The following is a 13,392-nucleotide window of genomic DNA, read 5'->3' as shown; positions in this document are numbered from 1 at the left end:
TGCATGGCTTACCTTTTCGACTCCGATCCGACATTCTCAAAACAAAAGCAATGTCGTTTGAGGTCCACGAATGCTTCTGTAAAGAAAAACAACTTTGCAGAAGCCCAAGTCTTTAGGCTTGGGTCTATCACGTAGTTTCGTCTTCAGTCGTCACAGACTTGAGAAGCCCATCTATTTTAAAGAGATAGTCAGCGGATTCATCTATAGCGAAACGAAGCTCCGGCGAATACCGAAGCGTCAGACGATTTCCAATCTCACGTCTCAGGAAGCCTGCTGCACTCTTTAAACCTGCAAGCGTCTTGCTTTTCTGCTCCTCATCGCCGATAACGCTCACCTTCACATCCACATACTTCAGATCCGGGGACATGGATGCCTGTGTGACAGTGCAAAACGCGACGCGCGGATCCTTAACAGAGCGTTGGATAAGTTCGCTTAATTCTCGCTGAATGAGGGCACCTACCCGATCTTGTCTTCTATTTTCTACCATATCAATTCTACCTCTTGCATGCAAATTTTATCAAAAGAAAAACTCCGTTTCGTAATCTACTAATTCAGCATCGGCATTCGTCTCAATAAAAGAGATGAGATGCGAGATAATCTTATTCAGATGTACAACATCGTTGGAAACTGAAACGGCAGCTAATATGGCGAACTGATGCGCCTCCAATGCTTCAACTTCAGCGATAGCAATGTTGAAGCGGTTTTTGAGTCTCGCGATGAGACTTTTGACAACCCGGCGTTTCGCTTTCAGTGAGTGGCTTTCCGGGATTCGGAGACGAATTTTACAAACACCAATGTGCATGAAAGTGTCAGTTAATTGTGGGTGCGATGGACGACCGCACGGCTTATGAAAATACGCTACTATAGGAACAGAACCGATTTACGACAGTGAGCGCGCGATGTGTTCGTGAACATAACATTCAAGAACATCACCGACTTTCAAATCCGCAAACGTCTCTATCCCTATGCCACATTCGTAGTTCGCTTGCACCTCATTCACATTGTCCTTGAACCGGCGTAGCGAATTGACTTTACCTTCGTGAATCAGTCGATTGTCGCGAAGGATACGCAGGGGTTGGTTGTAGGAAATTCGTCCCCAATTGACGTAACTACCAGCGACCAAACCGAGGCGTGGAACTTTAAATAATTCACGGACTTCAGCACGCCCGATAACGACTTCTCGGACCTCAGGATCAAGCAGGCCTTCCATAGCAGAACGAATATAGGAGATGAGATTGTAAATGATGTTGTAGGTACGAACATCAATCCCCTCCATCTCTTTAGCCTGCACCGCCTCCGTTGTAGGATGAACGTTGAAGCCGACGACAATCGCGTCAGAAGCAGAGGCGAGCAAAATGTCGGTTTCAGTGATTCCCCCGACTGCTTGATGAATAATATTGATCTTAACCTCATCGGTACTCAATTCGAGCAAAGATGACGCAACGGCTTGCACGGAACCTTGCACATCGCCTTTAAGAACAACGTTCAACTCTTTGATTTCACCTTCCTGAATTTGTTGGAATAGATTATCCAAACTGACGTGGCTATTTGCACCGAGTTTTTCATTGCGGTACTGGTCCTGGCGGGTCTCACTGATAGTACGTGCATCCTTATCGGACTCGACGACATAGAATCTGTCACCTGCTTCTGGGACGCCAGTAAAACCGAGCACTTCAACAGGGGATGAAGGTCCAGCTGCTTTCATACGCTTCCCGAAATCGTCCATCATTGCTCTCACTTTTCCGGAATACCTACCTGAAACAAAAACATCACCCACCCGCAATGTGCCTGACTGGACGAGGACGGTTGCGACGGCACCGCGTCCTTTGTCAACCTCTGCTTCAATCACAACACCTCGCGCAGGCTTACTTGGGTTGGCTTTGAGTTCCAACAGAGCTGCTTCCAAAAGGAGCATTTCAAGTAAAAAGTCAATCCCTGTTCCATCTATAGCGGAGGTTTCAACACAAATTGTTTGTCCACCCCAGTCCTCTGGCAGGAGTTCCTGTTCTGCCAATTGTTGCTTGACGTAGTCTGGACGCGCGCCGGGGACATCTATTTTGTTAATTGCGACGACAATGGGAACCTTTGCGGCTTTTGCGTGACTAATCGCCTCAATTGTCTGCGGCATGACGCCGTCGTCGGCTGCAACAATGAGAACGACAATATCGGTCACTTGCGCTCCGCGCGCTCGCATCGCGGTGAAAGCAGCGTGCCCCGGTGTATCCAAGAAAACGATACTCCCACCTTTTAATGTTACGTGATATGCCCCAATATGTTGTGTTATGTTCCCCGCTTCAGATTCACTGATATTTGATTGACGAATAGAGTCCAAAAGAGAGGTTTTACCATGGTCCACATGTCCCATGATTGTGATGACGGGTGCTCGAGGTCGTAAAGATTCTGGGTCATCCGGTATCTCTGCCAATAACTCCTCTTCAAGGGTTTTCGACCGAACTGCCTTAAAACCCAAGTGCTCCGAAAGCATCACAAGCGTATCATAATCAAGCCGCTGATTTATGTTAGCCATCACTTTCAACTTCATGAGGCGCATAATCAACGCTGGCGGCTGCAATTCCAGCAATGCCGCGAGGTCAGCAACAGTTGTGCCTTCCACGACCTGCAAGCCATCGGGTGCGTCAGTTTCTTTGGACTCTGAGGCGTTTTCAGCGACGTCTTCGGACGTAGAAACGGTATCTTCGCCCGGTTTGTTAGCCAATTCTGATTCGATAAGGGAGACGGTATCCTCATCGAGGGCACTCATCCCGCTTTTAACGCGAACGCCGTGCTCCTCAAGCAGAGCGATAAGTTCCTTGTTTGTTAGATTGTATTCTTTTGCCAATTCATAAACCCGTATACCACCAGAGACTTGATCTTTCTCTCGACTCCCTTTGGCGGGTTTCCCCCGCTGGGGTTGGGCTTTGTTCATAGTAATACCTCCTGTTCTTCCTTTGTACCCATGGACTGTTGGGTCCTTTGAAGAAGCACCCGTTCAAACCGCGCGATATCCGCACTTGTCAGTTGCACACGTAATAAAGAATTAATCCGTTTGGGAGACTTAAAAGCTTTCTGAATACAGTCTTGAGAGAGACAAACGTAAGCACCACGCCCGCCTAACTTCTTTTGACTGTCAATTTGCAATTTTCCATCCGCCTGACACATGAACCGAACCAATGCTTTCTGCGGTAATTTCCTACGGCATCCAATGCAAGTGCGAATAACATCCCTCAATGACTCCACCCACTTTTAAGACTCAGTATCAAAATCATCACTCTCAGGAGAGGCAGATGTGTCCGTCTCTTTCTCGGCGTCCGGACCCTCTGCGACTTCAATTTCAACAGCATCCGCGTGTGCGTCTATCTCAACGTCCGCCGACAATTCAACGACCTGTTCTGCCTCTGCTGAATCCGGCACATCGGCAGTCTCCTGTTCTGGCAGACTTTGGTCAGGACTTTCTTCTTCACTGTCTGAGACTTGCTCAGATGTATCATCGGAGTCTTCCGGTTTAAAGAGTTCATTAATCGAAACAGTATCTTCAGATTCACCCTTTATGTCGACCTTCCAACCTGTCAATTTCGCAGCGAGTCGCGCATTCTGTCCTCGTTGTCCAATCGCTAAAGACAACTGATTGTCAGGAACAATCACAAGCGCACTCCTATCTTTCTCATTCAGTTCAACCCGACGCACACCAACTCGAGCCCCCAAAGCATTTGCAATAAAGACGCTCGCATCTTCACTCCATTCCAATAAATCTATCTTCTCATCATCAAGTTCACCAACGATCGTCTGGACGCGTATCCCCTTGACACCAACACACGTGCCTACGGCATCGATACCCTCTTCTGTCGCCCTGACAGCAACTTTCGCTCGATTCCCAGGATCACGCGCAACCGCCATAATCTGAACCTGACCTTCATAGATTTCTGGTACCTCTTGCTCAAATAATATCGATACCAAATCCCGATGGGTTCGAGATACAATAATCGGGGGACCCCGCATCTCATTCTTCACAGATAGAATGAGACATTGCAAACGTTTACCACGCTCGTAGTTCTGGGATCTTGGCATCTCACGAGGCGGTAAAAACGCTTCTGTCTGCTCAAGATCCAAAATGATACCACCACGCTCAAAACGTTGAACATAACCTGTGACAACATCGCCTTCGCGCCCCGCAAACTCTTGATAGATTTTTTCGCGCTCCGCCTGCTTGATTTTCTGGAAAAGAATTTGCTTCGCTAACTGTGCCGGAATCCGTCCAAACTCGTTCGGGTTGATTTCGACATCCAGTATCTCCCCGACTGCAATGTCCTCTTGGAGTTTCAATGCTTGCTCAATCGGAATCTCTGTCGAGAAATCACGCATAATATTAACGACTTTCTTCGGGACATAACAGCGTATATCACCTTTCTCTAAATTAATCTCGACAGAGACATTAGCATCAGCACCATAAACTCGGCGCGCGGCGGCACGCAGCGCCTCCTCTATCGCTTCAATGAATACCTCTTCAGGTAAATCTGTTTGTGCAGTATTTTGACGTATAGCGTTTTGGAGGTTCTCTAACATAATAATTGATGTCCGCGGTCTCTTTTTATTATACAGGCCGGCAAGCGTCTTCCTGTATCAACAGTCCGCGTGCTCCTTTCCATCTTTTTATTTTCGCAGTGTATCTTTGGCACTTGTTCTCTACCATTCCAGGTGTATACGGGCATTGAGAATTTGCGAAATTTTAATGGAAATGTCCTTTCCATCAGACAGTGCTAAGACAACTTCTTCAGGATGCACCTCTACGACAGTGCCTTGTATCTGGCGCGTGTGTCCATTTTTTTTCGCGATTTCTATCTGAACCGTCCGCCCACAATTTCGCTGAAAATCCTTAGCGGTTCGTAAAGGTCTGTCTATGCCCGGAGAAGCTACTTCCAACTGAGCATAGTTTGCTAAATGCTCATGAACTTCTAAGATCGGACGTACCACCTGGTTCACCATTTGACAATCCGCCACCGAAAGCCCATCTGGTTTGTGAATGAGGAGGCGCAGCGTTTTTGAGTGTGTTTCAACATCCACAAGTTCAATACCATCACTGTCAAGCACTGGTGCTAACATCTCAATAATGGCGTTTTTCTCGGCTGCTGTCATATCTAACATAATAATATAAAAAATAAAAAAACGCGATACTCCCAATCGTAGAGGTTTTTCGCGGTTTTTGTGATGTCGTAGTGCACAGTTGACAGGAATAGGTCAATCAAGGAAAAAGACCTCATCCGAATTCCAAAGACTGCGTTTTACGACCCTACCGATGCCGAAGCAACGGGATATCAATTCTCTCCCATCCACCTCTATTGTTACATAATAGCCGTTTTCCTTTTTTTAATCAAGCCAATTGTTCAGTAAGCCCAATTCTGGGAATTCAAGGCGAATGTGTCTCAAAAATTCGATGACCTCGCCACTGGGGTCCCTTGAAAAAAGCAAGATTCGTGAGGGTTATTACATAATTGTATCATATTTTGTGCTGGAAGTCAAATTAAATCCAAGTTACCACGCTTGTTGATTGAGGTAAAAGTAATTTTCATTCCGGTAATAAGTATGCTATAATGTTTTCCATGAGTATGTTCCGCGAACACTGGATCGGCGGGTTAGTCGTCTATAGTGCTTTTTTCACCGTCTCACTTATCGCCACCTTCGCTGTTCCAATCCTTTATGATACTGTGCCACAAGAATGGAATCCAACCATTCCACCGGTGAGAGATATTGTAAAAATTGTCGGCTGTTTTGCTGTTGCAGTCCTGTTCGGATTGTGGCCAGACGTTGATATTAAGAGCAAGAGTCAGAAAATATTTTATTCCGTACTATTTGCGCTGAATGTTGTGCTGATCGTTTTTTTGCAAAAGTATCTGGAATCGGCACTGCTGGGTTTATTCGCGATGCTCCCAATTATGAGTAAACATCGTGGATGGACACATGCCAGAGTTACGATGATTTTGATACCGAGCGTGTTTCTGTTAATTCCGATTTATGCCGCATATTCAGAGTGGCGGACAGATGGAACCGTCTTAGACGCACTCAATGCCTTGCGAGAGTGGGAAGGACTTATGGATACCGTCCGCAGCGGTTTTCCGTTCTATGTAGCAAGTTTTATCGGATACGCGACGCATCTTCATCTCGATGGGATTTTATTTCGTTCGCGGAAAGCACAACGACAGAAGGTGCGAGCCAAAAAATGAAGGTAACGGCGCAGTCCCCCCAAAAACAATTTGATAATCCGATCCTACAGGCACTCGCGGCTTTCGCAAAAGATCGAGGTGTGCAGCTCTATCTCGTAGGAGGTAGCGTGAGGGATCTGTTCTTGGGACGTCAGACGACAGATATTGATTTCACGCTGGCTTCTGATGCAATCCAGTTTGCGAAAGCATTTGCAGCCAATATCGGGGCAATTGCTATCGTCTTAGAAGAAAATCCGCCCACAGTCCGTGTCATTGTTAAGCAGGACAACACTCCACAAACGCCACAACTCAGTATGGATTTCGCACAGTTCCGAGCCGCATCGCTCACTGACGATTTACGTCTTCGGGACCTGACAATTAATGCTATGGCAATTACGCTTGAAGATATGGAGGCATTTACAAATACAGCAGGCAAACAAATCCTCTCTCGGGTAATTGACCCATGTGGTGGTAAGAAAGACCTGGAGACAGGCGTGCTCCGATTTCCGAGCAAACAGGTGGTGGTAGCAGATCCAGTGCGCCTCCTGCGGATTTATAGATTCGCAGCGCAGTTAGACTTCGAGATCTCCCAAGATGCAATCGATCTGGTAATGGCATATCGGTCGATGTTGTCTGATGTAGCGGCGGAACGGTGTCGGGAAGAACTGATGAAAATTTTTCACGTTAAGAAAGCACATCCGTACTTGCAACAAATGGAAGCATCGGGATTACTCAGACAGCTCATTCCGAGCATAAAAGAGGCACATCGGGTTTGGATATCACTGGAGACCTTCGAGGAGGATCCAATTCCGATGCCGCTGTGGGCTTACCGCGAGGAAATTAATCGCTACCTCCAAGAGGAACTCAGTGTAGGAATCAATAGGTGTTCGCTCATCAAATTTAGCCTACTTTTGGGAGACAACTTGGGTGGTATCGGTGAAGGTCTTCGGTTCAGCCGAAAAGCGGTGCAGTTTATGGAATGCCTCATCTCAGGAAGCAAAAAACTGAAAAACACAATCCCACAACTGACACACAAAGAGATGAATCGCTTCCTGAGAACTTACGCGTCCGATTGGTGGGGTATCCTTCTATATTCTGCAGCAGCGTATCCGATTGACCCTGCAATTCTTAAGCAGATCGCTGATACTTACTATGAACACATTCTACCTATTTACAAGCAGGGGAGACTAATCACAGGGGATGATCTGATTCAGGAATTTCATTTGAAAGAAGGCGAGAAAATTGGTGAGCTGCTGAAAGAGATTGAGAACCGTCAATTTGACGGTGAAATCCGAACCCGTGAAGAAGCATTTGCTGCGGTAGCGGCGTTAATTCAGAAACACTCGTAACCCGCCTATCCCGTCGGTTTCTCTCAGTTACAATTTCGTTTGATATTTTTTAAGCACTCTCGGGATCAAAGATAGCAGGAGCATGAGCACACCAGCGATTCCAAGATAGAGCAGCGTCTTCAAAGTATTGCCCTCACCACTCACAAACGCCCCACCGAGTTGGACAAACACTGCTGTTCCGGGTAACATAAAGATAGCAGAGACAAGCACATAAGTGGTAAACCGAATACTGGTGAGGCCGTATGCATAGTTTTGAAGGTTAAACGGGAAAATCGGGACCAAACGTGTAAACATCAAGATACGCCATCCCTCTTCTTCAACCTGCTCATCTATTTTTCGGAATTGCGCATTGTCTTTGACCCAACCTTCAACGAGATCGCGGGCAACATAACGGGCGATCAGAAAAGCAACGGAGACAGAAATAATAGAAGCGACAGAGGCGTAAAAGACACCCCACAAGGGTCCGAAGACGAAACCCGCCAATATAGTTACTGGAGAACCCGGAAGGAAAAAGACAGTGGATACCAGATAGAGTCCAATGTAGACTAACGGAGCAATCCTTCCAAAACTCGCCACCCATGTTTTGATTTTCGGGACGTTTTCTAAGCGAATATCATCTGTTACGCCGTACGACCTCAACACGAGATAAACACCCGCAACGACCCCAACGGTAATTAGTATTTTAATGATGCTCTTTTTCATTTTTTTTTGAAATTGCCTCTAAATAGGATTTAATCTGCGACTGATATCGGACAGGAATACGGTTATTTTCTACGGCTTCAGCATACGCACGCGAAGCATTGAGGACGACGTCGGCGAAGGGTAAATAAGCAGGCACATCGTCGGTCACCTCACCCGTAAAGACCCGAGAGAAATTCTCCGCATCACCAGAGACACCCGCAGCCAGTGTCAACTGTTCTCCGTTAACCTGTAAAACTGGTGTTTCCTCACCTATCAGTGGTGTTGTAGAATCTGATCCGTTCGTTTCACTTTCCATTCTGCCTGATTCGGATGCCTGTGATTCTGAGGATGGATCGGAATTCGACACGCCTTCGCGATTCCCCTCGACCTCGCTATCCCCCGTGTCTTGTCCAGGCCCGCCATCGCTATTCGCAATTCCGCCCCCAGCGGATTCAGTTTCAATAGTCGCCAATGCCAATTCCTTTTGGCTTGCTGTGAGTTGTGCCTCCAGTTGCTCGAGATCAGTGAATTTTTCCATCTTCTCAAGCGCAGCGATGATGTCCCGCAACGTTTCCGGTGTGACCGCTTGTCCCTGAATCTGATCCAGTGAATCACTGAGCGCGCCCTTTGGTAGATTTTTAGCCAAACGTTCAAAGAGTTCCATAAGTTCGGCTTGAAGTTCCGGTGGTATCTCAACCTGTTCAGTGAGGTTTTTTAGTTCCGCCGCGAGTTGGTTGGCGTCCATACCACGAAAACTTTGGCTCGCTGCTGTCGCTTCAGCAATAGCAGTTTGCTCTGCTTGCTGCTTGCGTACCTCTTTCTTTAAGTCGCTGATATGTTTTTGTGCTGTGTTGAGATCTGATGCAGCTTTCAGCTCTTTTACAGTATCGGTAATTTGCCTCTTTAAGTCCGAATTCTCAACATGTTTTCCGTCAAGATTTTGAATTATGCTACCTAATGTTTCCTGCTGCGGATTCGTCAATGGTGGCGGCACCTCATAGAAGGGTGAAATAGTAAACGATAGCCCAATCAATAACAACGGAATCGGAAAGAATTTCAGGAACTTTGGTAGGCAATACGGACTTATTTTGGCAATATCCAAGGTTGTCGCGGTCTCTGCAGCATCTCGAATTTGGAGTCGTGCAAATTCATTTTCAGGATTGGTGTGCATCAATCCAAACGCCGTCCCAAGACGCTCACTGAGCCCCATTTTTTCGTCAACAGCCCGTGCGACAAAATTTAAATCTTTGCGATGCTTGACACTGAGACATACACCCACAACCACCGCGACAAGAATGATGGTCCCACTAATACTCCACATGCGCATCGGTAGCGGAATGACTCGGTTCAGAAAGAACAGCACCACAAGCACCACAAGCCCACCGAAAAGTGTAGACGTGATCGTCTGCAAGAGTCCTTGTCGATACATTCTACGACAAATATCGGTCAGACAATTTTGGATGCCTTTCGCGTTTAATTCTTCGGCTGGGTTGCGTTCAGAATTCACCATGTGAGTCCCTCGACTGCCGCCATAACCGTATCTGGGGTAATCGCCTCAAGGTTTTCACGTGCGCGATCGGGATATGCATCCCATTCTTTGGACGATAGTGTTTTCATAAACGAACATTCTTTGCGCGCGACCACCGCATGTCCGTCCCATGGCGGTGCCCACTGGATAAGATTAGAAGCACCAAACAAGGCAACCGTCGGGGTTTTCACAGCGGTGCTGAGGTGCATCGGTCCCGTATCGTTACTGATGTATAAATCACACCTTTGTAAAAGTGCCGCAAGTTGCATCGGGGTCGCCTGATTGACAATAACGGGTGAATGTGACATCAGTTCCGTCACCTGATCTGCTAATTCACCTTCCCGCGGTCCTGTTGTGATAATGATATGTGCGCCATATGTTTCATGTAGCCGATCACCGAGAACCGCAAAATTCGCTGCGTGCCAGCGGCGATAAGCGGTCGCGGCACCCGGATTGAGACCGATAATGCGCTTGCTATCATTAAGCTTGTGATTTTCAAGGAAATTGTTCACCCACGCGATGCTTGCTCTATCAACAAATACTTCCGGTTCACTGGCCACGACTTCAACGCCCAATGCCCGAACGACATCAAGATAGCGTTGCGTCTCATGCTGTAAGGTGTCATTCCGGACTGCGAGATTTAACAATTTCTTTCCGGCAGCGTTCGTTTCAAATCCAACACGGAACGGGATTCTTGCAAGAAATGTATGAAGGACGAGACGGAACGTCGGTTGCAACACGACCGCCATTTGGAATTTACGCCGAGCCATCTGATAAATGAGTTTAGGTACCGATGGCTGATAGGTAAGGACCTCATTTAGGTATGGATTTGCTGACACTAAGTCCTCTCGTGTTGGAGCGACCATATAAGCAATATAGGCATCTGGAAAATGCTGACGTAAGGCGCGAATGACGGGCGTTGTTAAAACCGTTTCGCCGAGTGGTGCAAGTCTGATAATTAAGATGCGCTCGATTTGTTCAGTTGATAACATCTTCTTCTCTTATATCTGAGAGACCGAACCCCCCTTTAAACTGCCTCTTGCTAAATTCCACGAGTGACAGTATAATACCCTAAAATAAGCGAGATATCAAGATGAATTCCCGTATCCAAAACCTAAAAGAGAAATATCTATGCGGTTGGGAACGACAAGCGACTGTTATTCTGCTCACCTCTGGGCTTTTGTTAATGATGCACAGATATTACAGTCGACGGAGTTTCTTCAGACACCACTTCGCAGAATACTTTATCAATATCCCATTGGTAGAGAGCCATTCCTATTATTACTGGTTTCTGACGACAGCACTCACCTTATTGCTCGCACCTGTTCTTGTGGCGCAATTTGGAACGAAAGAACGGTTGAAGGACTACGGATTTCGACTCGGTCATCAGAAACTTGGATGGAGTGTGACAGGAATAGCGTGGTTTCTGATGATACCCGTGGTTATCCTCGCAGTTATCGTGTATCCACCCTTTGTGGCAAAGTATCCACTCAGCAAAGTAGTGTCAAGCAGTTGGCAGGCGTTCCTACCCTATCAGCTCGCGTATGGTGTTTATATGTTTTCTTGGGAGTTCTTTTTTCGTGGGTTTATGCTCTTCGGATTAGAACGGAAATTCGGGAACTATACGCTCTTGATTCAGACGATCCCATTCGCAGTGATGCACTATACAAAGCCGTTACCAGAGGCGATTGGTTCAGTTATTGCGGGTGTATTGCTCGGGATACTTGCCCTGGAAACGCGATCATTTATCTATGGCGCGGCAATTCACTGGCTTGTCGCGATGACAATGGATGTAGTAGCTGTCACTTTTCCTCGCCTTTGGGGATAAAAATTTCATTGCGAATTGATTGGCAATCGTGCTATAATCACAGTAGTTGGCAAAAGAGGGTGAAAATATGCAAATACTTTGTGCCACCTTTCGCCAATAAATTTAAGAACTAAAGTATAAAACCTTTTTCAAGATTCTCCAATTACTTCAGAAGTTTAACACTACTGCACTATACAAAGATTATGGATAACATTACCAAAATTGTAAATGACTTTGGCGAAAGCATTGTTCGAGTAGATGGCGATATTCCTGTTGACTTGCCAGCGAAGGATGGCGACAGGTTTTTGTTCATTAGTCACGATCAGAGTTTTCTAACGCATGGCTTGCACAAGTACCCTGCCAAATTTTTTCCCGAGTTACCGCGTTGGCTTATTAAACGATATTCTCAAGAAAACGACCAGATTCTTGATCCATTCGCGGGCAGCGGCACCACAAATGTTGAAGCACTTCTCTTAAAGCGCCACTCTGTTGGAATTGATGTCGATCCTTTTTCCCGCTTCATTTCAAAGGTGAAGGTAACTCCTTTGACGGAGAAAGAACTCAAATTAGCCCAAAAAGTCCTTTTGGAAGCCATTTCTCACTACCAACCCTCACAGGTTGCCCACTGCGATTTACCAGACTTCCCTTATAGAGACAATTGGTTCAATAAAGAAATCCTTTTGGAACTTACCTACTTAAAGAAGCGAATCCACGAACTTGATTCTGATGAGGCAGTTAAAGATTTCTTCAAAGTCTGCCTATCCTCTATCATCCGCTCTGTTTCTAACGCTGATAACAATTGCACCCGAACGGTAATCCGGAAGAAATTGAATAAAGTAGTTAATCCTAACGATGCTTTGAAGCGGTTCATGAAAGCGCTCGAGGTAAAAGTTCCCAAAATGATAGAATTTTCCCGAAACTGCCCATTTGACACAACCGCCGAATTTCCAACGAACATGGATGCGAGGAACATAAAATATAAAGAGAATCACTTTGATTTAGCGTTAACTTCACCGCCTTATGTCAATGCTGTTGACTATCCGAGGACCCATCAATTAGAGATGTATTGGCTCGGCTTTGCACAGGAATCATTACTCGCTTTGAAAAAACTGAATGTCGGAACAGAAAGCGTTTCAGCCTCACATTACAAGATTGAACACAAAATAGGTGTTCCAGAAGCAGACAGAGTGATAGTGAAGATTTTTAAGGAGGATCCGAGACGAGCGTTCATTGCCTTTAAGTATTTAGAGGATATGAGAAAGAACCTTACCGAAGTCTACAAGGTGCTGCGCAAGGGCGGTAGATACATTATTGTTGTAGGTAATAATCGTATCCGAGGACAGTTATTCGAGAATTGGAAGTATCTCATGCCAATTGCTGAAGATATTGGTTTTGGGATAGAGACGTACTTCGGTTCAGAGATTATCAAACATTTTATTAAGGTACCGAGAGGGGAACGCATCAACACAGATTGGGTCTTAGTCTTGAAAAAGTAAGGGAACAAGGGCAGAAACATGCTTAAAATAGAAGAAAGAGGCAGGCAAGCTTCAGTAGATGGATTTGCCCATGAGCATATCGCTGCTGGAATTCTCATGAAAAGATACCAGAATGTCTCATTGGTCGATCTACCCCTATCGCCTTATGACATCATTATTGTCCGTAAGACAGCAGATGATAGTGAGGACATAATTCGCGTGCAAGTCAAAACAGCAAAACAATCGGTCCCCTTTACTGGTGGGGGTAGAGGTGGAGTTGACAGAGAGTACAAATCGGGTGTCAAGACTTATACGCAATCCACAGCGACCTCAGACGTTGTTATCGGAGTGCATCCAA

Annotated in this window: 14 protein-coding genes; 5 read left to right on the top strand and 9 right to left on the bottom strand. The window is 46.1% G+C overall.

All coding sequences use genetic code 11. From position 1 onward, the window contains the following. Positions 1-127: 127 nt before the first annotated feature. The 6 genes from rbfA to J4G07_06075 form a co-directional block, all read right to left on the bottom strand. Positions 128-487, bottom strand: coding sequence for a 30S ribosome-binding factor RbfA (gene rbfA, locus J4G07_06100; protein MCE2413559.1), 360 nt, complete (start codon positions 485-487; stop codon positions 128-130). Positions 488-517: 30 nt separating this feature from the next. After that, entirely contained in the window at positions 518-802 is a 285-nt protein-coding gene (locus J4G07_06095) for a DUF503 domain-containing protein (GenBank protein ID MCE2413558.1), read from the bottom strand. Between the two features lie 78 nt (positions 803-880). Then, the gene (gene infB, locus J4G07_06090; protein ID MCE2413557.1) at positions 881-2,926 is read right to left on the bottom strand and encodes a translation initiation factor IF-2; all 2,046 of its coding nucleotides are present in this window, start codon (positions 2,924-2,926) and stop codon (positions 881-883) included. Further along, positions 2,923-3,228: a YlxR family protein gene (locus J4G07_06085; GenBank protein MCE2413556.1), complete on the bottom strand. Its 306-nt coding sequence runs from the start codon at positions 3,226-3,228 to the stop codon at positions 2,923-2,925. Before J4G07_06085 ends, infB begins: the two co-directional genes overlap by 4 nt. A gap of 15 nt (positions 3,229-3,243) precedes the next feature. Beyond that, on the bottom strand, positions 3,244-4,560 hold the full coding sequence (gene nusA, locus J4G07_06080; GenBank protein ID MCE2413555.1) for a transcription termination/antitermination protein NusA: 1,317 nt from the start codon (positions 4,558-4,560) through the stop codon (positions 3,244-3,246). Positions 4,561-4,680: 120 nt separating this feature from the next. Continuing rightward, the gene (locus J4G07_06075) at positions 4,681-5,130 is read right to left on the bottom strand and encodes a hypothetical protein (GenBank protein ID MCE2413554.1); all 450 of its coding nucleotides are present in this window, start codon (positions 5,128-5,130) and stop codon (positions 4,681-4,683) included. A 455-nt stretch (positions 5,131-5,585) separates the two neighbouring features. Here J4G07_06075 and J4G07_06070 point away from each other — a divergent pair, with 455 nt between their 5' ends. Together J4G07_06070 and J4G07_06065 are read left to right on the top strand one after the other, a co-directional pair. After that, positions 5,586-6,215 carry a metal-dependent hydrolase gene (locus tag J4G07_06070; GenBank protein ID MCE2413553.1) on the top strand — a complete coding sequence of 210 codons (630 nt, stop codon included), beginning with the start codon at positions 5,586-5,588 and terminating at the stop codon, positions 6,213-6,215. Continuing rightward, positions 6,212-7,543 carry a CCA tRNA nucleotidyltransferase gene (locus tag J4G07_06065; protein ID MCE2413552.1) on the top strand — a complete coding sequence of 444 codons (1,332 nt, stop codon included), beginning with the start codon at positions 6,212-6,214 and terminating at the stop codon, positions 7,541-7,543. The genes J4G07_06070 and J4G07_06065 overlap by 4 nt, the downstream gene beginning before the upstream one ends. Positions 7,544-7,570: 27 nt before the next feature. Here the strand turns inward: J4G07_06065 and J4G07_06060 are convergent, their stop codons facing one another. The 3 genes from J4G07_06060 to J4G07_06050 are packed head-to-tail and all read right to left on the bottom strand — an operon-like array spanning position 7,571 to position 10,744. Next, the gene (locus J4G07_06060) at positions 7,571-8,245 is read right to left on the bottom strand and encodes a TVP38/TMEM64 family protein (GenBank protein ID MCE2413551.1); all 675 of its coding nucleotides are present in this window, start codon (positions 8,243-8,245) and stop codon (positions 7,571-7,573) included. Continuing rightward, positions 8,226-9,734, bottom strand: a complete 1,509-nt coding sequence (locus J4G07_06055) for a hypothetical protein (GenBank protein MCE2413550.1) — start codon at positions 9,732-9,734, stop codon at positions 8,226-8,228. The genes J4G07_06060 and J4G07_06055 overlap by 20 nt, the downstream gene beginning before the upstream one ends. Beyond that, a complete protein-coding gene (locus J4G07_06050) occupies positions 9,728-10,744 on the bottom strand; it encodes a glycosyltransferase family 9 protein (protein MCE2413549.1) in 1,017 nt (338 codons plus the stop codon). The genes J4G07_06055 and J4G07_06050 overlap by 7 nt, the downstream gene beginning before the upstream one ends. A gap of 101 nt (positions 10,745-10,845) precedes the next feature. Between J4G07_06050 and J4G07_06045 the strand changes: the two genes are divergently transcribed. The 3 genes from J4G07_06045 to J4G07_06035 form a co-directional block, all read left to right on the top strand. Then, the gene (locus J4G07_06045) at positions 10,846-11,580 is read left to right on the top strand and encodes a CPBP family intramembrane metalloprotease (GenBank protein ID MCE2413548.1); all 735 of its coding nucleotides are present in this window, start codon (positions 10,846-10,848) and stop codon (positions 11,578-11,580) included. Positions 11,581-11,762: 182 nt separating this feature from the next. After that, positions 11,763-13,055 (top strand): site-specific DNA-methyltransferase, encoded by a 1,293-nt coding sequence (locus J4G07_06040; protein MCE2413547.1) that lies wholly within the window; start codon positions 11,763-11,765, stop codon positions 13,053-13,055. Between the two features lie 18 nt (positions 13,056-13,073). Beyond that, positions 13,074-13,392 (top strand): hypothetical protein (locus tag J4G07_06035; GenBank protein MCE2413546.1); only part of this gene is annotated, 319 nt, incomplete at its 3' end.

It is taken from the genome of Candidatus Poribacteria bacterium (genome assembly GCA_021295715.1).
Lineage (GTDB): Bacteria > Poribacteria > WGA-4E > WGA-4E > WGA-3G > WGA-3G.
This window is presented reverse-complemented; position numbering and strand designations above follow the sequence as displayed.

Excerpts from the sequence above, each read along its gene's own strand:
- J4G07_06070 (MCE2413553.1), top strand. The coding sequence starts at position 5,586 with ATGTTTTCCATGAGTATGTTCCGCGAACACTGGATCGGCGGGTTAGTC.
- J4G07_06045 (MCE2413548.1), top strand. The coding sequence starts at position 10,846 with ATGAATTCCCGTATCCAAAACCTAAAAGAGAAATATCTATGCGGTTGG.
- nusA (MCE2413555.1), bottom strand. The coding sequence starts at position 4,560 with ATGTTAGAGAACCTCCAAAACGCTATACGTCAAAATACTGCACAAACA.
- J4G07_06065 (MCE2413552.1), top strand. The coding sequence starts at position 6,212 with ATGAAGGTAACGGCGCAGTCCCCCCAAAAACAATTTGATAATCCGATC.
- J4G07_06040 (MCE2413547.1), top strand. The coding sequence starts at position 11,763 with ATGGATAACATTACCAAAATTGTAAATGACTTTGGCGAAAGCATTGTT.
- J4G07_06060 (MCE2413551.1), bottom strand. The coding sequence starts at position 8,245 with ATGAAAAAGAGCATCATTAAAATACTAATTACCGTTGGGGTCGTTGCG.
- rbfA (MCE2413559.1), bottom strand. The coding sequence starts at position 487 with ATGGTAGAAAATAGAAGACAAGATCGGGTAGGTGCCCTCATTCAGCGA.
- J4G07_06095 (MCE2413558.1), bottom strand. The coding sequence starts at position 802 with ATGCACATTGGTGTTTGTAAAATTCGTCTCCGAATCCCGGAAAGCCAC.
- J4G07_06050 (MCE2413549.1), bottom strand. The coding sequence starts at position 10,744 with ATGTTATCAACTGAACAAATCGAGCGCATCTTAATTATCAGACTTGCA.
- infB (MCE2413557.1), bottom strand. The coding sequence starts at position 2,926 with ATGAACAAAGCCCAACCCCAGCGGGGGAAACCCGCCAAAGGGAGTCGA.
- J4G07_06075 (MCE2413554.1), bottom strand. The coding sequence starts at position 5,130 with ATGACAGCAGCCGAGAAAAACGCCATTATTGAGATGTTAGCACCAGTG.
- J4G07_06055 (MCE2413550.1), bottom strand. The coding sequence starts at position 9,734 with ATGGTGAATTCTGAACGCAACCCAGCCGAAGAATTAAACGCGAAAGGC.